The sequence below is a fragment of the Ruegeria sediminis genome (assembly GCF_005938215.1).
GTDB classification, from domain to species: domain Bacteria; phylum Pseudomonadota; class Alphaproteobacteria; order Rhodobacterales; family Rhodobacteraceae; genus Ruegeria; species Ruegeria sediminis.
In genome coordinates this window covers 1-23,154 of sequence record NZ_VCPD01000012.1, presented here as the reverse complement: position 1 = coordinate 23,154, position 23,154 = coordinate 1, and the positions used below count along the sequence as shown (strand labels likewise).

The window sequence follows — 23,154 nt, the reverse complement described above, 5'->3', positions numbered from 1 at the left end:
TACATGAAAATGAGCACCCGTGAACTCGCAGACCGCTACCTTGCCTTCGCAGACCGTGAAGCGCATGGTGTCTCACCGACATACGAAAGCTACGCGACGTCAGCAGCCAAAAATAGCGACTTGCTTGACCGGCTTTTGGATTTGCCCGATGGCAAGCAGCAACCAAATCTACTGTTCGCGGCAACACGCCATGCTGTTGGCCTCCCAGATGATGGCTTTGACTTCGCTCGACACGCCTTGGACGCATGGGATGAGGTAAGGCCCATCATCCTCTCTCGTTCCACGCAAACCAACGAGCCTGGGCGCTGCGCCTGCCTCCTTCCGGCGCTTGCGCAGATCGAGGAACCTCTTGCCATCATCGAAGTAGGAGCGGCGGCAGGTTTATGTCTGATCCCTGACCGTTACGGTTACGATTACGGCCGCGCTCAGTTGCCAGCTGCTGATGTTGACGCCCCAATGTTTCCTTGCAAGGCATCCGACCAAACCCCCATTCCACCCTCCCTTCCTGAGATAACTTGGCGAGCAGGCCTCGATCTCAATCCGCTGGACGTGCGCAGTGACGAGGACGTGCAATGGCTTAAGACACTGGTCTGGCCGGAACAAACCAAAAGGCTTTCCCGTCTGGACGCGGCAATCTCGGTTGCTAGACGCGATCCGCCACGTGTCATCGCAGGTGACCTTCTCGAAGAAACCGAAGCGTTAGCGGCAAAAGCTCCGACAGGTGCCCGTCTTGTGATATTCCATACCGCAGTGTTGAATTATGTCGCGCCAAAGGTCCGCAAGGAGTTTGCAACGCTCGTCAATGATCTTGGAGCGGAATGGCTTGCGAATGAAGGCGCCAGTATCCTTCCCGAGGTTGCATCAATGAACATGTTAGAGGATCGACCGGGGGCGTTTGTTCTCTCTCACAATGGTCATGCAATTGCGCGAACAGGGCCGCATGGGCAGTTTGTAGATTGGCTCTAAGTCAGGCCTAGCTACTCCGGTTGATCTGACAAAAGCAGTCATTTGAACGGGCCGCAGCATCCGTCACTTTACGCTCAAACCGGACTTGCGGCGATGCTGCTAGCCTATTCTCAGCCTCGATGACGGGTGTGCGGACAAAACGGCCGTCCGCTGCAAGCGCAAAACCTATCCACCTCGTCTACGCTACCGCTGTTGGTACCCGTGAAGCAGGAGTTGAACTGCCAGCAGGCGACCGGTACTGGTTCTGCCAAAGAACGATTGAAGAGGCGGGAATGCGAAAGAAATGGATTTGGGTGATGGCCCTTGTTTCTCTGTCGGCGGCTTGCGTGAAACGTGGGTCTGAAGACAGCGATCATATGGTCCGGTCGCACCATGGCGCGTGGTCGGTCTTGTGCAGTGACGCTCACGCGAATTGCATCGCCAACCTGCCTGTCGAAGACATGACCGGGAAACAGATTCTCTCTATCAGCGGGTACCTTCTGCCTGAAAACGAGAAAGCTGTTGCTGCAGGATTCAATATCTTAATCCCTGCCAGAATGTCTGCGCCTGGTCGCCCGGACCTGACCGTAAACAAGGCTGCCGGGCTCTTGATGTCCGTCGATCACCGGGTAACACGGCGATATTCCATTGAGAACTGCAAACCTGATTATTGTGTGGTAAATGTGGGGGTGAAGCGAAGGCTCCTGCGGGCTCTTGAAACGGGTAAAACTGCGAGACTTACGCTTGTGTACTCGGGTTCGGAAGAAAGAACAGAAGAGTTTCAGGTTCCCTTGCCCGGTCTGGCGGAGGCGTTGAATGCAGCTGGATGACTTGTTCACCAAGATGAAGCAGGAGTAGGACGTTTAAGCGAGAGGAAACCGGACATTCAGCATCTCCGCCAGGCGGATAATCTCGGGGCTGGTCTTGAAGTAGCGAAACGGGGATCGTTTGGTCATGGCGCGAGGCTACGAAACCGCCCTACCCGCCTCAAGCCGGTTTCTTCTGACAGAGGCAGGCTGTGTGATGTGTGAACGACTGCTTAGCGGGAACAAAACGGTCTTTGCTAGATGATCAATCCCACGACCACGCCTTAAGGGTGATCAACCTTTCTCACTTCGGCCACAAAATCCCAAACCTTGTTCCGTGTCCGGCCACAACAATCTGCGAGCCGGGGCGAAGGGTTTCCCCCGCCGCTCTGCCCGGCTTGTTAAGAGGAGTTATGAGGGAGAAAAGTTTAAGCCGCGCGAATGGGGCGTACGTGGGTTGGGCAACACTTCAACTGACCAGGCTAAGATCTAATGAAGTATCGCTGCCTGACTTTTGGACAATGCTAGAATGCCGTCTTCATCAACAGAATACTTCTCAATCGGCTTCGCTCCACCGCCTCCTGCAAGTAGAGTTTTCTCCGGGATTTCAAGAATGGACTGCTGATCTTCTGTTAATTTGCTCTTTGCTCGCCTTGCTTCCTCAAGAAGCCTTTTCCCAGTAACACCGTCCATGGATCGATTGTCGTACGCTAGGCCGACGACATAATCTATACCGGCTTGCTCTCGCTCAACAATGACGCTTAGGGGGCGCAGTGCATTTGCTTTGACCGCGTACGGATCATCTGAGGGTTCTCCGCAAAAATAAGGGCCTGCCAAGTATTGAAATGCTTTGACCGCGACCAAAGCGTCGCAGTCAGGTTGAGCAAGAATCCACTCGATAACTTCGAATGTCAGGGAAATGTCGTAGTTCAAACCTGCTACGACCGAAAACCACAACGATTGATCGCGGTGGACGTCAAGAAATGGTACTATTTCTTCAAGAGATACTCCGAACGAATTCAGGGGATGACCGAAGTATTCACCATCCCTAAACAACGCTCTCTCTGGAACTGGAACCATATCTTGTGGGTCTGTCGGATACGTCTGGTTCCGTGCCTTCGCCAAGTCTATTTCGGCCCAGTAGTGATTGAGTTGTTCCTCCGAAGGCTTTCTTGGCTCACGGGGCGCAATCGGATTAGAGGTTTGTTTTCCAATAATCGCTTTGAGTATCTTCAGCACAGCCTGTCTACTTCCCTATCCTTGTAGGATTTTCTCACCATTCAGAAGCCAAAGGCTTCCTCAGTCAAAGGCAGTAACACCTAATACTAAAAATAAATCAACTCAAAGTAGATTTCGATTCCTCACAAAACCCGCAGCCTCGACCGCCTGTGCCGCGCCGCCGGCCCCACCATCAACTCGTGCAAGGCCCAGACCAGGGAACCTTCACCGCGCCAAGCGTGAATGGCAGATTACTGAGGCAGGGGCCGTTCACCTAGTCAGCCTTGGACTGGCAGCAAGCGCAATTTGCTGCCGATCAGGAAACGGATGGGAATGAACGCTTTTGTGGAAGAGAAAGTTCGGTGGCGAAAGCCGAAGTCAGGAATACTTGGTTTCTGGTCAAGCCGCGTTTTGGTTCCGCACCGATTTCGTTCCCGACCGTGAAAGTATGTATTCTTTTTCGGGCTCTGGATCTCCTCGTAAGTCCTTGAGCGGGACTGGATGCTTCAGTCGACAATCCCTAAACAGAAAATCCAAGATTTCGTCGAGCCAGACCAAACCAGACCGCCAGAAACACCAACGAAGCGCTCGCCGGATTGAGCGGTCTTCGTGTAGTATGATACGCATCAATGCCCGAGGTCTCAACGACACAGCCATCTCGGTTACTTTGACCCAGAGAAACACACGCCAAGCCGGGATATGTGGTGTCGAAAGAACTTGGTGTCGGTAATCCCACTTTGACAGGTCCGGTTGTATGACGCCGCGCTTGGCGATCTCCGCATAAAATGGTGTCCATCGATGCGGAGTTACATACATGGCATTGATGAGGTCCGGATCGTAGAACAGGATTTGGCGCAGCGCGTTCCAATAGTCTTTGTCTGTCTCTTCTTCGAAACCGACTACATGGCCCATCATCGAAATAATCCCATGACTACGAAGCAAGCGGACCGCTTCGCGATCCTTCGCCACTGTCGAGCCTTTGCGGATCAAAGCTTGCGTCTTCGCATCAGTGGTTTCCATTCCCATCAGAAAGCACTCGAATCCGGCCTTCTTATAGAGGTGCAGAATATCTGCGTCCCGGACAATGTCGTCAGCCCGCAGGGTCGCAAAAAGCTTGACATCCAAGTCGTGTGAGATGAGCGCTTCAAGGAAGCGCAGAAATTTCTTTTTAGAAGTGGTGGGGTTTTCATCCGCCAGATCGACGAATTTGACACCGTGTTCCTTGTGAAGCCATGCGATTTCGTCGGCCAACCGCTCCGGCGTCCGGTACCGCTGTTTCGTCCAGAATCCCCTTTGCCCACAGTATGAGCAGAGATGCGGGCAACCGCGCGACAATTGAACCAGTGCGGACCGACCAAGGCCCCAGCACTGATACAAATTCCAATCTTCGATCAACTCCCAGCCGACCCGGAATTCGTCCAGATCGGCGATTGGCGGTGACGTTGAGGTCAGGAGTGGCTGGCCGTCTTTTCGCACTGCAATTCCGCCGATGCTTGCCAAGTCCTTCTTGGTGTCGATTGCGTTCAACAAATTGACAATCGTCGCTTCGCCTTCGCCGCGCACCAATATGTCTATCTGTGGTTCTTCGCGAAGAATGTCTTCTGCATGATAAGTCGGATGGACTCCACCATAGATGATCGGCACTTGCCCGAGGGCGTCTTTCAGCGCACGCGACATCCGCATCGCAGTAAGGTGCGCGGGCGTCGAACCTGAATGACCTGTCAAGATTACGTCTGGCTTCCAGGCCACGGCTTCTGAGACAATCGCGCCGATTTTCATATGTCGCGCCTCTGCATCAATGAGCTTTGCCTCGTGGCCTGCATCGGAAACCGGCCCGCCAATCGACAGCAGTCCAAGCGGTACTTGTTCGCCAACGCCAAGCTTGCTGGTTACGGCCCGGTATGGCGGATTGATTAGCAAAACTCGCATCTATTGCCCCTTTATTGCTCAACCTAAGCGTGACTGAAGTCTGTCGAAATGCCAACTAATTCAAAAAAGTCGTTTACTACCGTTGCGAAGCCGCCATTCGTAGGTTTTGCAGCATTCGGCAGTATGGGCTCTTCGGTAGAATTCGCTGCACCCTGAATGAATGACGGGACTGCGCCTTAGACCAGATGAGCGTTTTGCGGCGGGCGCAGTGCCCGTGATTTTCTCGACGAACATGGATTTGTTCGACGAAGGAAATGCGAATGAACAAAACGCTTTATGTGGGGCTGGACGTCCACAAGGATACGATTGCCGTTGCGGTTGCTGAGGATGGACGTGGAGGCGAGATCAGGTTTCACGGCACCATCGTGAATTCGGCGGATGCGGTGTTGCGGCTCAGGAAAACCCTGACCGCGAAGGGCAACGTACTATTTCGCCCCAGCCGTAGGCGACTCCGGCTACACGGTTTTAAGCAATCGATCTTCAGTTGTCGCCATTTCCCCACTCGAAGAGGCATCTTCCTAGTCATAAGTTGAGGCTACCCAAGCAACGAAAGGAAAGCACATGGGACGCTTTAACGGAAACGAACACAGCCAAGACGAGATCGACAACCGCGCAAACCAACTGAACCCGGAACACGACACATACTGGAGCGACCGCGGATATGACGAGCGGCCTGACGATTGGCAGAATGCCTACGAGGATGACGATTAAGGTGTCATAGCAGGGGTGTGGGAGGCTGCCAAGTTCGTGGCTTCCTGCAACCTCTCTTTGGGCATTTCGCGAAATGCCTGGTAGTCGTCGAAAAGAGTCATCGGATCGAGCGTGAGTTCACGATTTTTCTGCAAGCGGTCAAATGCCTTCTGAAAAAAGCATGCGACGTTCGCGAGTATAAAGAGTTGCCCGGCTGATTTCTCCGACATGTCCGATCTCATATTTTCATTGATGTTCAGACATGTCTGATGCGAAGGGACGACCTTGCCTGCTCGAAACTTCTTGGCTTCACGCTGCCTGGTGTCCTGGTTTCGATATTGGGAAAAAGCCCTCTCATCAAAATCGAAATTCGTTTCGATTTCGGTGGCCGCCTTTGTCCGTTCCAAATAGTAGCGGATAGCCGCAAGGTGACCAGTGCCAGGATATCTGGCGGCCATCATCTCAGCAAAGCTCCACGCGTCGTCCTGGGTGGGACTACGCTCGCGCCCTTCGAGGATCATCATTTGCAGAGCGGCGATCATTCCCATCATCTGAGCCGGCAAGTGCCATGCCTCAGGAAGGTCGCGCTCATTGGTTCGTAATGCCGCCAGATACCATTGCATCGTGTCCGTATGGGCCCATGGCAAATCAGTTAGCATCTGGAAGGCAGAGGCGCGCTCTCCATCATCCCAAAGCTGGCGGCACGCAGCCGAGCTCTTTGCAAGCTTGTAGGTAAAGTCGACAGACTGAGGCAGAGTTCGGGCCAGCTTGGTCGTAAACAGAAACTGGGACCATCGCGTCTCCATGTCTTTGATGGACAGAGTCCTGTACCAAGCGCGATCAGCCTCCGTAATGCTGAGACGCTCCAAACGATCTCGGTATGCCTGCAACAGCTGCCGTCCACCTCCAGTTTTCATCAGTTGGCTGACCGGTGTGTCATTCTTATAGGCCCGCTGAAACGCTCTAAACGCGGCCTCGTTGCCACCTACGCCACCCTTTCTGGGGCCCAGAAAGTCAGCTGCATAGCTGCCACCAACAATCTCGTAGACACTCAGCGGCTCAGGTGGAAAGAACAAAGGTCCTGCTCCATCGTTTCAATGCGTCATAGTAATTGTAGTAAACGTGCTACGACAAATTATGATTATCCACACCAATTCCTAGGCCTAAGAGGGCAGCTTGTCGCCCCACATATGTATCTGACCGCGAGCCCTTCAGAGATCAGGCTGCTCCCGACGTCCTGGCCATCAACGTACAGTCGACCACACAACCTGCCATAATTGCAGGCTTTCGTTCCTTCTGTCCCAGGTTTGCAGGAACATCTGACCCTGTGGAATTCGATCTCTGACGCTGCTGACAGCATTTCGCGCAGACGCCTCGTAGCCTGATTACCCAGCTCCCTTTCCCCAGAACACTGGGCAGATTTGGTCTCAGGGGTATTGAACCCGACCAGCCTGAAACTTCGGCTCTCACCAGATATTTTGACTGTATCGCCATCGATGACACGAAAACTGCTGGCCGAAACCGATTGTTGGTAGGTTTCCGAGCCGCTGCTGTTTGAAACTGGCCAACTGCCGGAGTGGCGTTCCGTTGTGAGGACAGCAGAGAGCGCGAAACCAGCCACCACCAGCATCAAGTAGGCTTTTGGGCTTTTCTTCAGGCGAGGCCTATGGATCCTCTTGCGTCGTACTGGTCTACGGGCCGGCCATGCTTGCTGTCGTTTTGGACCTGCCAAGATGCGGATCACGGTCTCGTTCTCAGACGCGGTCGATACCAGCCGCATAAGCGTTGAATACTGTTTGTCAGACAGTTTTGTGCGCTGGCCGTATCGATCCAACTTGGCCTGCATGCTGACCAGAAAATTCCGTTCCCAGTCGTTGATCGAGCCTGAAGTCAGCTTTCGGGATACTCCAGACTTCAACTGGTCCAGCTTTTCTTGGGAAAACGGCATTTCAGAAGCGACTTAGTTCAAAGCTTGGCACCTGTGATAACAAATATCATTCATTTGTGAGCGCCATTACATGTGGCGGGCGATTGATCACGAAGGCGAAGTACTGGAAGCGGTTGTCACTAAACGCCGGAACGGGCGTGCGGCACTGAAATTCCTCAGAAAATTGATGCGGCGCTACGGTCGGCCGGAAGTTCTGGTGACCGACAGGTTTCCCTCCTACTGGGCCGCTTTGCGGGAAATCGGAGCTGCCGATCTGCAGCTCACAGGTCGCTGGCTCAACAACCGGATCGAGAACTCACATTTGCCGTTCCGGCGACGAGAACGAGCCATGCAGCGCTTTCGGCGCATGCGAAGTTTACAAAAATTCGCCGCCGTCCATTCCTCTGTCTACAACCATTTCAACCAGGAGCGTCATCTCTACACGCGAGCGAATTTCAAGCTGATCCGCAACGCCGCTCTCGCCGAGTGGCGCCAGCTTGGCGCGGCATAAAGGGCAGTGTCACTGCCCTTGACGAGACTGGTTAGAATCTGTCTGACAACACCCGCCGTGGAAGCACTCTGGAAGCGCCGAATCCGAAAAGCGTCACCCGCCCCAAGTGAATACCACCCAAACTTTATCGTCAGCACTGTCAGCACCGTCTGCCAAAGCATCGGAAATGCCCGGTCAGAGCCCATCTTGCAATTTTTCGACGACGCGACGAATGTCGGGTCTTGCGCGGAGAAATATGATTGGAGTGGTCAAATGGTGAAGCACGTAGTCATGCCCGAAGCCACGAAAGCCCATAAATGGTACACCGATCAATCTGGTTGCCGAACATGTTGCTCAGCAAAACCAAGGTAAATACCAGAGGCTGACAGGGTTGACGGTGCTGACTGTGAAACAAAGATTGGTTTGGCGAATCCAGCGTCAGCGTGGATTTGGACACAGTCAAACAGTCGTTCCCAAGTTCGAAGTTCTGAGACGGAGTCGACGCCCAGGTCAGTTGACGCGCAGAGTTAACATGGGTGGCGGCGTGAACAGACACTCTTCCGTAGTTGACAGTTTAATCCTTAAGTTGACTAAGATATGAAAACCTTGCTTAGGGTTGTGTTTTTGGGGGCCAGGGAGGCGAGAAAATGTCAAAAATAGTAAGTTCCATAGGCCTAGTAGTGCTTGCTACCAACGCTTGGGCGCAAGATTTTTCTGATCTGGCTGTCCCCACCGACCGTTACATAAGAGAAAACGCTGAGTTACTAACTCTTAGCTATTGGCCAGAAGGCATCGCTTTCGAAGCAGTTGGTAGTGTGCCTGCGGATCTTGGCCTACAATCTGCGTCCCTTGCACAAGTGCTTTCTGGTCAGGCGGAAACGAAGTTTGCAATGGTGGGGAGACCAAATAGTTGGTTCTCGCCGAAAGAACGTATTGGCCATGAGGCAAACCTAGTAGTCCATTTTGCAGAGTTCAAAGACCCCGAGGCAAGAACAGCGGAGATAATCTATGTTGGCAGAGATGTAGATATCGATCTTCAAGATGCGCGCCCTGAGATTCGCAGTTTATTTGCGTCAGGTTTACCTTTTCAAGGCCCTGGTTGCTACGCGGCGTGGAGCGCTAATGAGGAAAATAAAATAAACAGTTTTGTGGTAGTGATAGATGCCAGTAACTCAAAGGAACAACAAGAAGCCTGTATTGATTTTATGATTCCGTCTTCTCTGGGTGTGTTACCAGTGTTTTCAACATATGACTATTCGGAAGAGGGACCCAAATCCTTGCGCGCCTCAGAACCCTTTATAGACAAAAGTGAGCTAAACTTTTTGTTAAGAGCTTCGGCCTATTGCCGAAATGCTGTGGAGGACTTTTCTCTTAGCTGCCCGGCAGATCTGCTAGGCGCCGTCTATAAGCGCCATGAAGAACTGTTAAATGACGCGAATTAACTTTTCCACAAAAATAAGTAGGTAGGAATCTCTCATGGCAGATGTTACGGGTTCATTTTCTTCGCGCGGCAATTTTGGAGGTGTTGGGTGACCGTCCGGCGAATGCGCTCTGGCGCGGACGAAGCGTCCCCGGTTACGCTGCCTGCGCAGCGTAACTCCAGGGCATCAGTTCGTCGAGACGATTGATCTTGTGATCGGCAATGCGTCCCAGCACCCAAGTCAGCCAGGCTTGCGGATCTACACCGTTCAGTTTGGCGGTTTCGACAAGGGTGAATGCGATGGCGGTAGCTTTTCCGCCACCCTCGGAACCGGCAAACATCCAGTTCTTCCTGCCGATGGCCACAGGCTTCATCGCCCGCTCGGCTGAATTGTTGTCGAGTTCCAGCACCCCGTTGTCTAGATAGGGTCGCGCTTTCGGCATCCGACCGAGGGCATAGCGGATTGCCTGTGCCAATGGCGACTTGCCTGAGATTCGGGGTAACTGGGCGTGCAGCCATTCCTCAAGGTCATCGAAGATCGGCTTGGCCTTCGCTTGCCGGAGCGCCACCCGCTCGTCAGGTGGTTTGCCCCGCGCCTCTTTCTCCACGCCATAGAGTTCGGCGATCCGTCGGATTGCCTCTGCGGCAATGGCCGCCCCCTGCGAGGCGAAGACATCCACGAATTTGCGCCGCACATGCGCCATGCAGGCCATCTCGCGGGCCTTGTCGTCGCCGAACAATCCGTTGAATCCGGAATAGCCATCGGCATGGACCCAGCCTTTGTAACCTGAGAGATGAGTGACAGGATGGGCGCCTTTGCGATCCACGGTGAACTGATACCAGGCGCAGGGAGGCGACTGCCCGGACCATGGCCGCTCGTCGCGGACGTAGGTCCAGATCCGTGCCGTCTTTGTCTTCTTCTGACCTGGCGCCAGCATCTTCACCGGTGTGTCGTCGGCGAAAATGGCCTCGCCCTGCCGGACCAACCGGCCAATGGCGTCGGCAAGCGGCTCCAGAAGGGCTGTCGAACGCCCGACCCAATCGGAAAGGGTGGAGCGATCCAGGTCGACGCCTTCACGGGCGAAGATTTGCGCTTGGCGGTACAGGGGGAGATGGTCGGAATACTTGCCGACCAGCACATGCGCCAAAAGGCCCGGCCCTGGACGACCGCGATCTATCGGGCGAGACGGCAGCGGTGATTGTACAATCGCCACACAGCATGAACAGGCCATGCGCGGACGGACGATCCGGTTCACCACGAACCTGCCGGGGACATATTCCAGTTCCTCGGTCACATCCTCCCCAAGCGTCTTCAAAGCCCCACCGCAGCGGCGGCACTCTTCACCAGGGGACAGGATCTCATCGTTACGTTCCAGATGGTCGGGCAGCGGTTTGCGGCTATGCTGGCGGGACGTATTGTCCGGTTCGGATTTGGTGGATGGCTTGGCCTGCGCTTTGGCGGCCTCGGCAATCTGTTCGTCTTCCTGAAAGGTCAGGTTGAGTTGGTCGAGGCCCTCCGACTTCGAGCCAAAACGGTGCCGGTTGTGGCCCGCAAGCTGGTGCTGAAGTTGCTCCACCTTCAGGGTCAGAGCCTTGACCTCATCGGCCAGAAGCCGGTTCACCGCCCGCAGTTCAGCGGGGTCTTCCGGCGCTATATCGAGGTCTTTCAGCATCCCCGATCATCTACCGGATGGGGACCTCAGTGTGAATCCTGAAAACGATCAAGCACCAGTATTTATTGACCTATCCTGTCGTAAGAGGCCGCCATGTCTTCTTCGGCATCCGCCAGTCTATGCCCTCCAGCAGCATCGACAATTGCGCCGGCGTCACGTTGACCTTGCCATCCCTGGCCGCAGGCCAGACGAACCGGCCCTTTTCCAGACGCTTCGAGAACAGGCAGGCGCCCTGGGTGTCCCACCAGATGATCTTCAGCAGGTCTCCACGGCGGCCACGAAAGACGAAGAGGTGACCAGAATACGGATCTTCCGCCAGTATCTTCTCGGCATAGGCCGACAGGCTGTTGAACCCTTTGCGCATATCCGTGACCCCGGCGGCAACCCAGACCTTCGTGTTCGACGGAACCGGTATCATACTGCTTCCAGGGCCCGTACAAGATTGGCAATGGCACCGGGATCTTCGGCATCCGTCACAATCAGGCGATGTCCGTTCCGCGTCAGGATCTCCACCTTCGACACGGCGCGGGAAACGCTATGACCGTCGTCCCGCCCGGCCTCGACGACCTCGACCGGCAGCAGCACAGCCGGATCAGGCGCGGGGCGGAAACGGTCGTCTTTGCACCACAGATGCACCATGTTCGCGTTCAATCCGTGCCGCCGCGCGACCGCAGCTATCGACGGTGCCCTTAGCGCCTCGGCAACAACCTGACGCTTGAAAGCAAGAGGATAGTTCCGGGAACCTTTCTTTCTGCCCATATTTTGGTGTCCATCAGATTCTAGTGGGCACTAAATTGCCCGGTCATCTGTCTCACACATCGGGCCCAAACGCCTCAAGGTCGCGTTCGTCGGACGCTCACATTCATTTACAGATCACAACACTTCATCTATCGGACCACACAAAGTGAAAATTGGAGCGTAAAAAAATGAACTTCAGCGAAATGACTTCAGTACAGCTGAAACAGCTGCGTGACGACGTCGATACTGCAATCGCAAATCGCCAGCGCCAGGATCTCATTGACGCCAAGGCGGCGGCCTCGGCCGCCGCCGCTGAGTACGGCTTCGCGCTTTCGGAACTGGTCAGTGATCAGAAACCCGCCAAATCCAAGGCCGCCCCAAAGTACAGGAATCCGATGGATCATTCGCAGACGTGGTCTGGTCGTGGCCGGAAACCTGGATGGGTGGTGTCTGCCCTTGAGAATGGATCGGACATTTCTGATCTTGAAATCTAATCCCTGGAGCTTCGGGCAATCAGAGTATCGAACAAAGCCCTGATCTCATCGGCCGCCTGGCTGTCAGGATACATTTCCTGAACTGCTTTCCAGTGATCTTCGGCCTCATCCATTTCCCTGGACCTGCCGACAATCATGGCCGGCAGTGTAGCCAATGGAGAATTGTCTAATGTCGCCATGGCAAATTGCACTCTCTCGTCATCAGGATTCTCGACCTTGTTGAGCACCGGCAGGACTGGCACACGACTGCCTACCACAACCTCAACACATTCGAAGAGAGGCCCAGTTTCATGGGTGCCGGTAGCTCGACCAGGTACGACCACAATATCTGCGTCCTGGGCAGTCGCGGCAGATTTCCGGTCGGTATCAAAAATTAGCACATCGATGCCGTCTTGTTCGGCTCGCCTGATCTCTATCAGTGGATTAACGACTGGGAGTTGAATCTCCGGCCATTCGGACTCGCGTTGGTTTTTCCAATCCAGAGCACATTTATTATGTGCATAATCAAGAACTCGGGCCTTATAGCCTCGTCTACAGGCCTCTCCAGCCAAGTTCATCGCCAGCAGGGTGCCTCCAACACCCCCCTTGTAATGCAGCGTGGCTATAGTCAGCATTCTTGATCTCCCTTTCATTTGTGAGGGAGACCATGAATGCTAATTGCCGTTGAAACGATACATCAGAATTAATGTATTGACTCAATCCCACTAACAGTTGCTTTTACCGCACATCCAATCCGGCGCTTCGTCGCCTGGCTGTCCCTTGTCTTCCCAGGCCTCGACTTCCTCGACCATTTCCGGTGTCGCCTCGGTGATTATCCAATCATCTACCGATTTTGAGTTTATACCCACATCAGAATCGAAAATTTCAATCGCCTCTTCTGGGCTATCAGCCTCCGTAATATATTGAAGCATGCCTGCATACAGGTCTTGAATGATATATGTGGCCATCATCATCTCCTATTGTTCTTTGGTCCACGCACCAGGTATGCGAAAACAACTATGGCAAAATTGACCTAAAGCCGCACCCCGACGGGTCAACAAAAAAGCCAACAAGTTCTTCAGTGAGAAGAGCTGATTTCGGACACCTGATATATCCCCGCTATGACGGGGTGGCAGTGTCGATTTGCCTGCGCCAGGTTTATCCCCGATTGTTTGTTGTTATTATTGGCTCGGGGTCCCTGATTGAGTTCCAAATAGCACCGGTGCAATTCCCAGTCCAGAGATTATTTAGGGTTTCGCAGTATTTCTTTTTGAGTTCCCAAATGCGGTTGTTTGCAACCATGATTGCGTTAATTTATGACTATTTGAAATCACTGAACATCACCAACTCCGTGTCGTTCCCCTGATCCTTGGATCGCTCAAATTCCGCCAGCTTCCGCTGATGCCGCCCGAAATCGCGAGCCATCTCGCACACGACACGGTGAGCACGCTGGAGAACCTGATCTAGTCGCGGCACCAGTTGTTTTTCGTGACGCAGTTGACTGCGAGCCAGGTCAAAAGTGTTCTGATGCTGGCGCCAGGATCGCTCAGTCTCCCCTGCCCTCAAGGCCGAATACAACATACATTTCAGAGCTTTTTCGACCTCACGATCTTCCGGGCGATGCACGATATCGTCCCACATGCCGCCAAACGGCAGCTGGTATCTCTCCCACTCCTTGGGATCTGCCAAAATTTCTACAGAAAACCCGGCCGCCAGATTGACCATGAAACCAGAAATATACTTTTTGGGGATCGGTCCATCGCCATGGATCCTGAGATAGCGTTCCATGTCGGTTTCGTACTCGATGCATGTCTCCCTAGCATCCTCACCAATCACGATTGCCACGCGCTCACCCAGTTCTTCCAGAATAGCCAGCATTTTCTCTAGGCTGATCCCGCCGACCCGACCTTGTTTCATGGCCACGATCTTGGTGCGGCTCAGGCCGATCTGCTTGGAAACGTCGCGCTGAGACAGCCCTGTTTTTTGAATGCGCTTGGTGATCTCGGTCGCCAGGCTGAGTTTGGTCCGATCTGATTTGCTGATGCCCGTTAGATGCATTTCCCTGCCTTCAATTGCCATGGTGACAAAGTTGGGTCCACGGGAGCAAGATACAAGAAGCTTCAATATAGGAAGTTAAAGGGGTGCATTATTGAAGGTTACTGGATGGTTTGTAATACCATTTGTATTACAAAAAAATGTTACAAAACAGTTGCTTATAGCGATTTTTTTGTTGACCCTTCTGGGGCCATAGTATATTCAGCAAGTGTTCGAATGGACGCTGTCGAAAGCCGGTGTCAGCCGCACAGGCGGCTTAGAAGAAAACAGGGCCCAATCGGGACCTGGCTTACAAATAGAGACCCGCTTCGCGTGAGTTTCGTAAGCAACATCAACGTGCCGCACAGGCGGCTTAGAGGCGAGGGATATCATTGGTGTTCCTCGCCGGCATTTTCCGGTGCTCTGGTGGTCGTTCTCTGCCGTGTAGGCAGCATAACCAATCCCGCTTGTGGCCCGCACATGGCGCACACATGCGACCTTTTCAGGAGAACCAGATGACTCTAAATCGAAGCGCTGACGGACCATTCGCATTTGCTGATGCCACAGAAATGGCCCAGTACGATGCCGTTGAATGGTTGATCGACTGTGTGGTCGGCAACAATGACAACAATGGCGCCAGCTGGTCAGATTGGACGGATGCTCAGGCTATCATCAGTACATATGAGCCCGCTCATGACGGTGCCGAGTACAACGGCAAAATTAGCAGCCGTTATGAAACTGAGATCCCACATCACATCGCAATTGGTGATCGCGGTCACGAAATTCTGAATGCCTGCATTGCTGGTGCCGATCCTGAGCCACTAATGGATGCATGGCGTGAAGAAATTTCGAGCACGGCGACTGCACCTGCGGTCTGAAAATCAGTTTCATTGGCAAGGTTCAGAAACCCTGGTCGTTGTTCGGGGTTTCTATTGTTGCGACGACCATATAGTTTCATGACATGAAAGCTGATGACAAAGCACCTGCCCCCAGAATACCACCGCCGATCCAGAGACCGATGTCCCTACCTTGATCAGGGAGAAAGCTGGGGTCCTCGCCGCTCAGGCAGAATGGCATGGGCGCAACGGCCATTCACTCGCTGACATTATGACAGGACCGTTGGCCGAGACCTGGGAAAACCGATCAGGTCAGGTCATCGCTCTCCAATCCTAACGCAGTCGCTAAACTATTCATGATCTCAGGTGAGCCCTGACTATTTCCGGCCTCGATTGCCATAATCTGATCCAACTGGACCCCTGCCCTGCTCGCTAGATCGGCCCCTGCCAAACCACGATATTCGCGGAAAACTTTGAGTGGGACTTCCCCGTTAATCAGCCGCTTTGCCACATGATCGGGAAACGTTTCTTCGTTCGCAGCAATGGCCTCATCATATGCTCGAATATCTGGATCCATGGTCGAGATCATAACCGAGCCCTTTGTCCGCTTCGAGCCCTTCTAAGACATAGGTTTGCCGGGGCAACGTGAAACGCTGTGCTTGAATCTCTAGTATGGATTTTCTACTTTGAGTAGATGCGGAATGTAATCCTCCGGACCATCTCGATAATCGTCGGCATACTCCCTGTGGTAGCTGTCACGTCCCGATCAACCGCTGAAATCTACGATGCGTCTACTTTCGAGCCATCGCCGTTCATTTGCTCTTCGGACCAGTCGACCAATCTAACTGTTTTCCTTGAGTTTCAGCCTGGCGCGGAGAAGGTTCGATTGAGCATCCCGCGCGGTTATTTCGACCCGCGACTCAAATGGCGAGATAGCACGACGCGGCAAGGTCAGGTTCTGCGGATTCACGGTGAGAGATTCACGCCCTGGCCACCTGAGCTTTTGCCAAAACGTCAGGAGGGGCCCTATGTCGGTATTTTGTTGACCGACTATAGGCCGATGGACTCTGTCGCTGAGCATTTCGCCACGCGCATTCGAGGATACACAGTCACTGATGTGCCCGAGTTTTACGCCGTCGATTCGATACTTGGATTGGAAACACTGGTGTCAGATGCTCCACCCTCCAGAGATCCAGAAACCAGCGTTGCCAGTGATACAGACCTGTACATTTCCCGCAACTCCAGTGGTCAAATCACCGACGTGATAACGTGCAAAAAGCCCGGTTCAGTCCCGTATCCGGGCTGTCGGCATTACATGGAGTCGCCGCTGGTCGACTTCGATATCGATTATTCCCTGAAGCTTCTACCCCATTGGCAGCACATGTCGCGCAATGCGCGAGCGTTTGTGTCCTGCATAACCTCAAATTCCTTATAGAAGGCTTCCTGTGAAGGTCCGTTTTGTCCGCTGAGCGGTCATCTGACAAGTATGGGCCGACAGCGGCTTCGAGCCCAAACAGCTCGATGCTGCAAGATGTACGATTGTCCGGTCATTAAATCGACGAGACAGGGGCCACCAAATTGAAGGTGGAGCGACCATTTGGTCAGCGCTAATGTGCGGTCTAAGTGATTTGATGAGAGAGGCCAAGCAATGCGGCGTGTAGGGGCGTTGATCTTTCCTGGGTTTGAGTTGCTGGACCTCTTCGGGCCGCTTGAGATGTTCGGGCTGCTCAAAGACGATTTTAACCTCCAACTGGTCGCAGAGACGTCTGATCCCATCGCAAGCAATCAACAAGTTCGTGCCAATCCGGACACAACGATTAAGGATTCAGTTCATTTCGATGTCATGTTCATCCCCGGAGGAATGGGGACGCGCGGCGAAGTGAACAACACGGCTCTCCTGGATTGGATCAGAACCACGTCAGATTCTGCGGAGTATGTCTTAAGTGTATGCACAGGCAGTTTGCTTCTTGCAGGTGCTGGTGTTTTGGATGGGCGTCGCGCAACGACAAACAAAGCGGCCTACACCAAAATCGCGGGTCAATATCCGAAGGTAGATTGGGTGAAACAAGCCCGATGGGTCGAAGACGGCAAGTTCATTACATCATCCGGTGTCTCAGCCGGGATGGATATGGCTCTGGGAGCCATCGCGCTGATGCACGACCGCGAGACAGCCAAAAAGGTCGCGACATGGAGCGAGTACGACTGGCATATGGACAAAGACTGGGACCCATTTGCGCAGGTCCACGGCCTCGTTTGACTAGGCTGAGCACTTCGCCAGCGCCTATCGTTTTGAACAACTGCCCCGTATGTAGACCATGTAAGCGGCGGTGCGAGAGACTGCCACGGTAGCGGCGGGATGATCCTGCTGCGGGCGGCGTAAAAACCGGCCAGTTTTGGCCCTTTCTGGTTTCAGGGAGGGCGGGAGCATTTTTCACCGTGGAACTTTATCGGAAGGTTCGCCATGCGTATTTCCGCGACGGCATGAGCAAGCGAGCCATCGCCCGTCATATTGGGATCTCGCGCGACAGCGTCGACAAGATGATCGTGTTTTCGGTGCCGCCGGGCTCTCGGCGAACGGCCCCGATCCGGCGTCCGAAGTTGGACGAGTTCACGATGATCATCGACCAGTGGCTTTTGGAAGATCAGGAGCGGCCGCGCAAGCAGCGCCACACGGCGAAACGGATTTTCGAGCGGCTGCGCGACGAGCATGGCTTTGCCGGCGGCTACACGATCATCAAGGACTATGTCCGTGAGCATGCCCGCCGCAGCCGCGAGATGTTCGTGCCGCTCCAGCATCCGCCGGGTCACGCACAGGCCGATTGTGGCGAAGCGACCGTCGTGATCGGCGGGGTCGAGCAGAAAGCCCATTTCTTCGCACTGGATTTGCCGCATAGCGATGCCTGTTATGTTCGCGCCTATCCTGCGGCGCCAGCCGAGGCATGCCCTCTCGGCAGCTTGCTTCGCAATCGCCTGCCGGGTGACAGATGGACGGCCATGTGCATGCCTTTGCCTTCGTCGGCCGTGTCCCTCTCTCGGTGCTCTACGACAATGACCGCTGCCTGGTTGCCCGCATCCAGCCGGATGGGGCACGCAGGCGGGCCCGGCTCTTCAGCGAGGTTCTGTCTCACTACGTGATCCGGGATCGGTATGGCCGCCCTGGAAAGGGCAACGACAAAGGTGCGGTCGAGGGCCTGGTCGGTTATGCCAGACGCAACTTCATGGTGCCGGTCCCGAGCTTCCCAACCTGGGAGGCCTTCAATCTATGGCTGGAAGAACAAAGCCGGAGGCGCCAGGGCGATACGCTGCGCGATCATGGCGCGACGATTGGCGAGCGGCTTCAGCATGATCTGGACGCGATGGCTGCGTTGCCGGCCAGGCCCTTCGAGGCTTGCGACCAGGCCACGGGCCGTGTCAGTTCCCTGTCACTCGTGCGCTACAAGACCAACGACTATTCAGTGCCGGTCGCCTACGGTCACCGTGATGTCTGGATCCGCGGCTACGTTGACCGGGTGGTGATCGGTTGCGGCGGCGACGTCATTGCGCGGCACCCGCGCAGCTACGACCGCGAAGACATGATCTTCGATCCGCTGCACTACCTTCCCCTGATCGAACAGAAGATCGGGGCGTTCGACCAGGCCGCGCCGCTGGCGAACTGGGATCTTCCCAAGGCCTTCCATACTCTTCAACGGCTGATGGAGGCGCGTTTGCTCAAGGCCGTTCGGCGCGAGTCCGTGCAGGTCCTGCGGTTGATCGAGAGCTTCGAGATGGAGGACGTCCATGCCGCGGTGAAGACGGCCTTGCAAATGGGTGCCATCAGCGTTGATGCCGTGAAGCACCTGCTGCTGTGCCGGGTCGAAAGCCAAGCCAGATTTGGTCCTGACGGACCAAGGCGCCAGTCACACCTGAAATTGGCCGGGTTTTGCGCCGCCCTATGGCCGGAAATCGTTCCGCCGTTGACAGTGTGCTCACCGAGCCGTAATCCTCAACAGTTTTGATGTAGGCTCCATCCACGTCGACACAAACGAGCGCATTCTCCAGTGCCTCATCACATGCGCGCTGAACGTCCCTTTGGGCAGGTCGCTGAGAGATGTCGAAGTTGTCATTCATGGGTCTGACCATATCATGTCACCGGTCAAAAAAATTCGCTGACTTGATAGCAAAACGTTGCGCTGGCGGCTTGCTGACAGTCCAATTGTCTGTGGGCGTGCAAGTGCGCCTAGTTCGATTTCACGGAGGGAATTTTGACCGAACTGATTCTTCTTTTGGGCATACTGGCATTGGTCGTAATCTTGGTTTCCAAGCGCAAAAGGCCATCAAATGAGACCGGTGGGCCACCCTTGGAGCAGCCTCGACCCCCTGCCCCATCGCACCATCGCACCCAGAGCAGCGGTGTTTTCAGGCCTAGCCCTGACGACCGGATGCGGGTCATCCAGTTCAGCAAAAACCATCCGGCTGGTGATTGGGTAAACTGGAAGATTTTCAGTGGCTGGTTTGAGGTGGCTGGCACCCATCATCGAAAGGGAGAAGTGCTGGATTTTCTGTCGGCGGCTGAAATCGCCTCATCGAGAGGTCGTTCGTTCGGTGTGAAGTTGGTTCCTGATCCAATAAATCAATACGACAAAAACGCCCTAAAAGTCGTCGGTTTTGTCGATGCCAAGGAATTCTTCATTGGTTTCGTACCACGGGATATTGCAGAGAAAGCGGCCAGCTTGCCCGCTGGTATGCCGACAGCGGCGGAGCTCAAACAGGCAAAGATTGGCCACTCTAAGATTATTGTGTCGGTTGCGGGTTTAATCCCACCGGTAAAGGTTCGTAGGGAGAACGGATGGGAAGAGGCGCCTGAAAAACCGCCGGTCGATGCTCAAGCAATAGATGTGGACAGCTCCATTCTATTGACCCTGATTGACCACATGAACGCCACAGAGCCCCTCTCAGGAAAGCAAGTCAGCAATCTCATTGAAAGTCGAAAGATTGATTTCATCAGCGATTCTGATGGTGCCCAAAAAGAAATCGAGCGCCGTTCGAAAGAGCAGCACCCTCTTTCGCATCTTCAAATGTCCGACGGAGAGTGCGAGGACTTCATGAAGAAGGCTGACAACAACTTGGAGCAGCAGGTATCAATCGTTCAAAAGAGCTTTGACTTCTGGCTGAAGACCGGCGAGGTGCCGGCACCCTACTATGCCTATCGGATCGCGGTCATCCTGCGAAAAGCCGGGCACAAAGATCTGGAAAAGCGATTCCTGGAAGCATGGACGCGGCACTTTCCCAGTGGGAATGGCAAGCGATACAGTGACCTTGTAGAGAGGGCCAGAAAGTTGGGAGTTGTCGTTTCCACAGCGCCCGGCGCCAGGAAATAGGAAAGTACTGAAGTCGACTTGCCTTAGACAAGGTATCCGGTCGAAACCGGGTTCAGTTCACAATGCAACCCGCTACAGCTAGGGAAAGAAATGAATATCTTGCGCAACTTCGTCATATTGGCAGCATTCGTTTTTGGGGTGGCGGCGGCGGTTACCATTACTGGACTTGTCTTGGTGGATCATTGCCCAATGCACTCCTGGGAATATCCCGGACGAGGAAGCGTCCTTTTGTGTGGAGCATTCGGCGAAACACTGGGGCAGCGCACGGTAGGCATGATTATTGATTGGGGGTTCAAGCTTGGGCTTGGTGCAGTATGTGCGAGCATTGTATCCAGAGCTTGGCTGCGGCGGACAGATGGATAGACAATTGCGCCTTCCAAGAATGCAGTGCGCCGCAGCTCAGACGAAAAGCTGGTTTCCATGTTGCGGGACAAAGTGCCTACTCAGCCTCAACCCACACGCCGCGGTCGGAAAATGCTCAAGCCAGGCGGGAAAAGACTTCTGATTTGGGCAGACCCAGATACAGCTCCCCTGCCCCGGCCGCAAACCTCTGACTGGGGTTCAGATTCAGATCTGGACAGCAATTCCGCGGTGAACTCTAAACTCGAATGAGAATTTCCGCAAAAGCCATTCACTTCACTCCCTGAACGCCTTCGTGAAATAATCCGACAGCGGTTTCACCAGATAGGACAGTGGCGTCCGTTCATCTGTCTTGATGAGGGCTTCGACAGGCATGCCTGGCAAGAGGACCTGCCCGTTCAGGCGCTTGTTCTGCCCTTCATCGAGAACAAGCTCGGCGCGGTAGAAGCTGAACCTCGTGTTTTCATCGGTGAACACGTCGGCCGAGATATTGATGACGTGACCTTCCAGTTCCGGAGTCTGGCGCTGGTTGAAAGCCGGGAACCGCAAGGTGACGGGTTGACCGACATGGAGCTGGTCCACATGGATCGCATCCACACGCGCCGCGACCAGCAAAGGCGTATCCTGCGGCACCACATACATCATCGCTTCACCCGGCTGGATCACCGATTGCAGGGCGAAGACCTGGCTGCCGTAGACCGTGCCGGCCACCGGGGCGCGGATGTCGAGGCGGGACAGGCGCTCGGCCAGGGACAAACGGCGTTCGGCCAGGTCGACCTCCTGGAACTGTAGGTCCCGCAGCATGGAGATTGCTTCCTCGCGACGGGAGGCGGTCAACCGCAAGACCTCGATCTCGGTGCTGGCGATCTGCCCCTTGAGCCGCGCCACCGTGGCTTCCAGCTGGCCGATCTGTCCCTCCAGGCCGGCCTCCTCGCGTTGCAGGGCGGAAACCCGGCTGGCCGGGGTAAGACCCCGGTTCAGCAGGCTTTGCTGGTCCCGAAGTTCATTCGCGATCAGCTTGACCTGCCGGCGCATGGCAACCAGCTGGGCTTGGGTCCCAATAATCTCGTTTTCGATCTGAATGCGCTGTTCGTGCAGTTGCTCGGCCTGTTTCGCGAACGTTTCCGCACGGGCCAGAAACAGCCGCCGCTGCCCGGCCATTAGATCATCGCCAATGGGTTCCTGGCTCTGGAGTTCGGCAAACCTGTCTTCCAGTTCCTGAACGCTGACGCCGTCCCGTTCGGCCTCCAGCCGGGCCTTGCGGGCCAGAAGCTCGAACAATTGGCCTTCGACGATGGCCTTTTCGGATGCGAGAAACGTATCATCAAACCGCAGCAGCAGATCGCCGGCCGCGACCTTGGCGCCATCGCGGACCAGGATCTCGCCGACCACCCCGCCATCGGGATGTTCGACAACCTGCCGGTTCGTCTGAACCTCGATAACCCCAGAGGATACGATGGCGCCGGCCAATTGTGTCCGGGTGCTCCAGATCCCCAGTCCGCCAATCAGAATGATCAGGGCGGTGAAACCGACAATGGCCGGAATCGTAATGCGCCAGGCCGGGCCTTGCTTTGCAGCGACGATATCCGACATCACTCACCCGCCTTGGCAAATTGCCGTTTGATCACCCCGGCATTCTGAACCAGTGCGCTCAGCACGTCATCACGGCTGCCAATCTTTGCGATCTGGCCGCGCTCCACCACCGCCAGCCGGTCGCATTCCGAAATCGCCTGTGGCCGGTGGGTCATGATCATCACCGACTTGCCTTCAGCCTTGAGTTCCCGCACCGCTGCGTTGAGCGCCTCAGTGCCATCAGCATCCAGGGCCGAGTTGGGTTCATCCAGGATCAGCAGGACCGGATCGCCATAGAGAGCGCGCGCCAAAGCGATCCGCTGTTTCTGCCCGCCGGAGAGCTGGCTGTCATTGCCCTGCAAGATCGTGTCATAACCCTTCTCCAGGCTCAGGATCAGCTCATGGGCATTTGCTTTCTTTGCCGCGGCGATGACCTTGTTCGGATCCGGGTTCCGCGACAGCCGGGCGATGTTCTCTGCCACGGTGCCGTTGAACAGGATGACCTGCTGCGGCAGATAGCCGATGTGGCGCCCCAGGTCTTCCGGGTCATACTGGTCCAGGCTGGCGCCACCGAGACGGATCTCACCTGCCGCAGGGGGCCACAGTCCCAGAATGGATTTGGCCAGCGTGGTCTTGCCGGAGCCGCTCTTGCCGATCACCCCGATGGCCTCTCCCGGATTGAGCTG

23 protein-coding genes and 3 pseudogenes are annotated in these 23,154 nt (G+C 54.8%); 12 read left to right on the top strand and 14 right to left on the bottom strand.

The genetic code is table 11. The features are described from left to right. Positions 1 to 3: 3 nt before the first annotated feature. On the top strand, positions 4 to 966 hold the full coding sequence (locus FGK63_RS20270) for a DUF2332 domain-containing protein (protein WP_246044098.1): 963 nt from the start codon (positions 4 to 6) through the stop codon (positions 964 to 966). Positions 967 to 1,238: 272 nt separating this feature from the next. Continuing rightward, positions 1,239 to 1,775, top strand: a complete 537-nt coding sequence (locus FGK63_RS20265) for an invasion associated locus B family protein (protein ID WP_171052726.1) — start codon at positions 1,239 to 1,241, stop codon at positions 1,773 to 1,775. Between the two features lie 36 nt (positions 1,776 to 1,811). Here the strand turns inward: FGK63_RS20265 and FGK63_RS20990 are convergent. The 3 genes and pseudogenes from FGK63_RS20990 to FGK63_RS20255 form a co-directional block, all read right to left on the bottom strand. Then, positions 1,812 to 1,901: pseudogene (locus FGK63_RS20990) on the bottom strand (IS6 family transposase); the annotation flags it as partial. Positions 1,902 to 2,240: 339 nt separating this feature from the next. Then, positions 2,241 to 2,990 (bottom strand): DUF4274 domain-containing protein, encoded by a 750-nt coding sequence (locus tag FGK63_RS20260; protein WP_138845719.1) that lies wholly within the window; start codon positions 2,988 to 2,990, stop codon positions 2,241 to 2,243. A gap of 378 nt (positions 2,991 to 3,368) precedes the next feature. Beyond that, a complete protein-coding gene (locus FGK63_RS20255; protein ID WP_138845717.1) occupies positions 3,369 to 4,898 on the bottom strand; it encodes a B12-binding domain-containing radical SAM protein in 1,530 nt (509 codons plus the stop codon). Between the two features lie 260 nt (positions 4,899 to 5,158). On the opposite strand from FGK63_RS20255, the gene FGK63_RS21245 reads away from it, so the two are divergent. Both FGK63_RS21245 and FGK63_RS20855 read left to right on the top strand, forming a co-directional pair. Further along, complete coding sequence (locus FGK63_RS21245; protein ID WP_138845715.1) at positions 5,159 to 5,431, top strand: hypothetical protein; 273 nt, start codon at positions 5,159 to 5,161, stop codon at positions 5,429 to 5,431. A 28-nt stretch (positions 5,432 to 5,459) separates the two neighbouring features. Continuing rightward, positions 5,460 to 5,609 (top strand): hypothetical protein, encoded by a 150-nt coding sequence (locus FGK63_RS20855; protein WP_171052725.1) that lies wholly within the window; start codon positions 5,460 to 5,462, stop codon positions 5,607 to 5,609. On the opposite strand, the gene FGK63_RS20245 is transcribed toward FGK63_RS20855, so the two are convergent. Continuing rightward, the gene (locus tag FGK63_RS20245) at positions 5,606 to 6,664 is read right to left on the bottom strand and encodes a hypothetical protein (RefSeq protein ID WP_138845713.1); all 1,059 of its coding nucleotides are present in this window, start codon (positions 6,662 to 6,664) and stop codon (positions 5,606 to 5,608) included. The two genes, FGK63_RS20855 and FGK63_RS20245, sit on opposite strands and share 4 nt — an antisense overlap. 65 nt (positions 6,665 to 6,729) lie before the next feature. After that, on the bottom strand, positions 6,730 to 7,218 hold the full coding sequence (locus FGK63_RS21240; RefSeq protein ID WP_425471887.1) for a thermonuclease family protein: 489 nt from the start codon (positions 7,216 to 7,218) through the stop codon (positions 6,730 to 6,732). Positions 7,219 to 7,594: 376 nt separating this feature from the next. Between FGK63_RS21240 and FGK63_RS20235 the strand changes: the two are divergent. Beyond that, positions 7,595 to 8,026, top strand: a pseudogene (locus tag FGK63_RS20235) (IS6 family transposase); the annotation flags it as partial. Between the two features lie 626 nt (positions 8,027 to 8,652). After that, entirely contained in the window at positions 8,653 to 9,447 is a 795-nt protein-coding gene (locus FGK63_RS20230) for a hypothetical protein (RefSeq protein WP_138845709.1), read from the top strand. 133 nt (positions 9,448 to 9,580) lie between these two features. Here the strand turns inward: FGK63_RS20230 and tnpC are convergent, their stop codons facing one another. From tnpC to FGK63_RS20215, 3 genes are all read right to left on the bottom strand, one after another. Continuing rightward, positions 9,581 to 11,098, bottom strand: coding sequence for an IS66 family transposase (tnpC, locus tag FGK63_RS20225; RefSeq protein WP_138845707.1), 1,518 nt, complete (start codon positions 11,096 to 11,098; stop codon positions 9,581 to 9,583). A gap of 70 nt (positions 11,099 to 11,168) precedes the next feature. After that, complete coding sequence (tnpB, locus tag FGK63_RS20220) at positions 11,169 to 11,516, bottom strand: IS66 family insertion sequence element accessory protein TnpB (RefSeq protein ID WP_138845705.1); 348 nt, start codon at positions 11,514 to 11,516, stop codon at positions 11,169 to 11,171. Beyond that, complete coding sequence (locus FGK63_RS20215; protein WP_138845703.1) at positions 11,513 to 11,857, bottom strand: transposase; 345 nt, start codon at positions 11,855 to 11,857, stop codon at positions 11,513 to 11,515. The genes tnpB and FGK63_RS20215 overlap by 4 nt, the downstream gene beginning before the upstream one ends. A 167-nt stretch (positions 11,858 to 12,024) precedes the next feature. Between FGK63_RS20215 and FGK63_RS20210 the strand changes: the two genes are divergently transcribed. Beyond that, positions 12,025 to 12,330, top strand: coding sequence for an H-NS histone family protein (locus FGK63_RS20210; RefSeq protein WP_138845701.1), 306 nt, complete (start codon positions 12,025 to 12,027; stop codon positions 12,328 to 12,330). Here the strand turns inward: FGK63_RS20210 and FGK63_RS20205 are convergent. The 3 genes from FGK63_RS20205 to FGK63_RS20195 all read right to left on the bottom strand — a co-directional run bounded on the left by FGK63_RS20205 (position 12,327) and on the right by FGK63_RS20195 (position 14,388). After that, positions 12,327 to 12,944, bottom strand: a complete 618-nt coding sequence (locus FGK63_RS20205; RefSeq protein ID WP_138845699.1) for a hypothetical protein — start codon at positions 12,942 to 12,944, stop codon at positions 12,327 to 12,329. The genes FGK63_RS20210 and FGK63_RS20205 overlap by 4 nt on opposite strands. A 90-nt stretch (positions 12,945 to 13,034) precedes the next feature. After that, positions 13,035 to 13,277, bottom strand: coding sequence for a hypothetical protein (locus FGK63_RS20200; protein ID WP_138845697.1), 243 nt, complete (start codon positions 13,275 to 13,277; stop codon positions 13,035 to 13,037). A 352-nt stretch (positions 13,278 to 13,629) separates the two neighbouring features. After that, positions 13,630 to 14,388: an XRE family transcriptional regulator gene (locus tag FGK63_RS20195; protein ID WP_138845695.1), complete on the bottom strand. Its 759-nt coding sequence runs from the start codon at positions 14,386 to 14,388 to the stop codon at positions 13,630 to 13,632. A gap of 470 nt (positions 14,389 to 14,858) precedes the next feature. On the opposite strand from FGK63_RS20195, the gene FGK63_RS20190 reads away from it, so the two are divergent. Continuing rightward, complete coding sequence (locus FGK63_RS20190; RefSeq protein WP_138845693.1) at positions 14,859 to 15,221, top strand: hypothetical protein; 363 nt, start codon at positions 14,859 to 14,861, stop codon at positions 15,219 to 15,221. Positions 15,222 to 15,486: 265 nt separating this feature from the next. Here FGK63_RS20190 and FGK63_RS20185 read toward each other — a convergent pair whose 3' ends face one another. Next, complete coding sequence (locus FGK63_RS20185) at positions 15,487 to 15,756, bottom strand: helix-turn-helix transcriptional regulator (RefSeq protein WP_171052724.1); 270 nt, start codon at positions 15,754 to 15,756, stop codon at positions 15,487 to 15,489. Between the two features lie 309 nt (positions 15,757 to 16,065). Between FGK63_RS20185 and FGK63_RS20180 the strand changes: the two genes are divergently transcribed. From FGK63_RS20180 to FGK63_RS20165, 4 genes and pseudogenes are all read left to right on the top strand, one after another. Further along, positions 16,066 to 16,614 carry a hypothetical protein gene (locus tag FGK63_RS20180; protein WP_138845689.1) on the top strand — a complete coding sequence of 183 codons (549 nt, stop codon included), beginning with the start codon at positions 16,066 to 16,068 and terminating at the stop codon, positions 16,612 to 16,614. A 213-nt stretch (positions 16,615 to 16,827) separates the two neighbouring features. Further along, on the top strand, positions 16,828 to 17,436 hold the full coding sequence (locus FGK63_RS20175) for a DJ-1/PfpI family protein (RefSeq protein ID WP_138845687.1): 609 nt from the start codon (positions 16,828 to 16,830) through the stop codon (positions 17,434 to 17,436). A gap of 179 nt (positions 17,437 to 17,615) precedes the next feature. Beyond that, positions 17,616 to 19,174, top strand: a pseudogene (istA, locus tag FGK63_RS20170) (IS21 family transposase). 246 nt (positions 19,175 to 19,420) lie between these two features. Further along, positions 19,421 to 20,536: an HIRAN domain-containing protein gene (locus tag FGK63_RS20165; RefSeq protein WP_138845686.1), complete on the top strand. Its 1,116-nt coding sequence runs from the start codon at positions 19,421 to 19,423 to the stop codon at positions 20,534 to 20,536. Between the two features lie 636 nt (positions 20,537 to 21,172). Here FGK63_RS20165 and FGK63_RS20160 read toward each other — a convergent pair. Further along, the gene (locus tag FGK63_RS20160) at positions 21,173 to 22,489 is read right to left on the bottom strand and encodes an HlyD family type I secretion periplasmic adaptor subunit (RefSeq protein WP_138845684.1); all 1,317 of its coding nucleotides are present in this window, start codon (positions 22,487 to 22,489) and stop codon (positions 21,173 to 21,175) included. Then, positions 22,489 to 23,154 (bottom strand): ATP-binding cassette domain-containing protein (locus FGK63_RS20155; protein WP_138845682.1); only part of this gene is annotated, 666 nt, incomplete at its 5' end. The genes FGK63_RS20160 and FGK63_RS20155, both read right to left, overlap by 1 nt.

What these genes read in the sequence shown, in the direction of transcription:
- FGK63_RS20270 (WP_246044098.1), top strand. Translation starts at nt 4, where the DNA reads ATGAAAATGAGCACCCGTGAACTCGCAGACCGCTACCTTGCCTTCGCA.
- FGK63_RS20265 (WP_171052726.1), top strand. Translation starts at nt 1,239, where the DNA reads ATGCGAAAGAAATGGATTTGGGTGATGGCCCTTGTTTCTCTGTCGGCG.
- FGK63_RS20255 (WP_138845717.1), bottom strand. Translation starts at nt 4,898, where the DNA reads ATGCGAGTTTTGCTAATCAATCCGCCATACCGGGCCGTAACCAGCAAG.
- FGK63_RS21245 (WP_138845715.1), top strand. Translation starts at nt 5,159, where the DNA reads ATGAACAAAACGCTTTATGTGGGGCTGGACGTCCACAAGGATACGATT.
- FGK63_RS20855 (WP_171052725.1), top strand. Translation starts at nt 5,460, where the DNA reads ATGGGACGCTTTAACGGAAACGAACACAGCCAAGACGAGATCGACAAC.
- FGK63_RS21240 (WP_425471887.1), bottom strand. Translation starts at nt 7,218, where the DNA reads ATGCTGGTGGTGGCTGGTTTCGCGCTCTCTGCTGTCCTCACAACGGAA.
- FGK63_RS20230 (WP_138845709.1), top strand. Translation starts at nt 8,653, where the DNA reads ATGTCAAAAATAGTAAGTTCCATAGGCCTAGTAGTGCTTGCTACCAAC.
- tnpC (WP_138845707.1), bottom strand. Translation starts at nt 11,098, where the DNA reads ATGCTGAAAGACCTCGATATAGCGCCGGAAGACCCCGCTGAACTGCGG.
- tnpB (WP_138845705.1), bottom strand. Translation starts at nt 11,516, where the DNA reads ATGATACCGGTTCCGTCGAACACGAAGGTCTGGGTTGCCGCCGGGGTC.
- FGK63_RS20215 (WP_138845703.1), bottom strand. Translation starts at nt 11,857, where the DNA reads ATGGGCAGAAAGAAAGGTTCCCGGAACTATCCTCTTGCTTTCAAGCGT.
- FGK63_RS20210 (WP_138845701.1), top strand. Translation starts at nt 12,025, where the DNA reads ATGAACTTCAGCGAAATGACTTCAGTACAGCTGAAACAGCTGCGTGAC.
- FGK63_RS20205 (WP_138845699.1), bottom strand. Translation starts at nt 12,944, where the DNA reads ATGCTGACTATAGCCACGCTGCATTACAAGGGGGGTGTTGGAGGCACC.
- FGK63_RS20200 (WP_138845697.1), bottom strand. Translation starts at nt 13,277, where the DNA reads ATGGCCACATATATCATTCAAGACCTGTATGCAGGCATGCTTCAATAT.
- FGK63_RS20195 (WP_138845695.1), bottom strand. Translation starts at nt 14,388, where the DNA reads ATGGCAATTGAAGGCAGGGAAATGCATCTAACGGGCATCAGCAAATCA.
- FGK63_RS20190 (WP_138845693.1), top strand. Translation starts at nt 14,859, where the DNA reads ATGACTCTAAATCGAAGCGCTGACGGACCATTCGCATTTGCTGATGCC.
- FGK63_RS20185 (WP_171052724.1), bottom strand. Translation starts at nt 15,756, where the DNA reads ATGGATCCAGATATTCGAGCATATGATGAGGCCATTGCTGCGAACGAA.
- FGK63_RS20175 (WP_138845687.1), top strand. Translation starts at nt 16,828, where the DNA reads ATGCGGCGTGTAGGGGCGTTGATCTTTCCTGGGTTTGAGTTGCTGGAC.
- FGK63_RS20160 (WP_138845684.1), bottom strand. Translation starts at nt 22,489, where the DNA reads ATGTCGGATATCGTCGCTGCAAAGCAAGGCCCGGCCTGGCGCATTACG.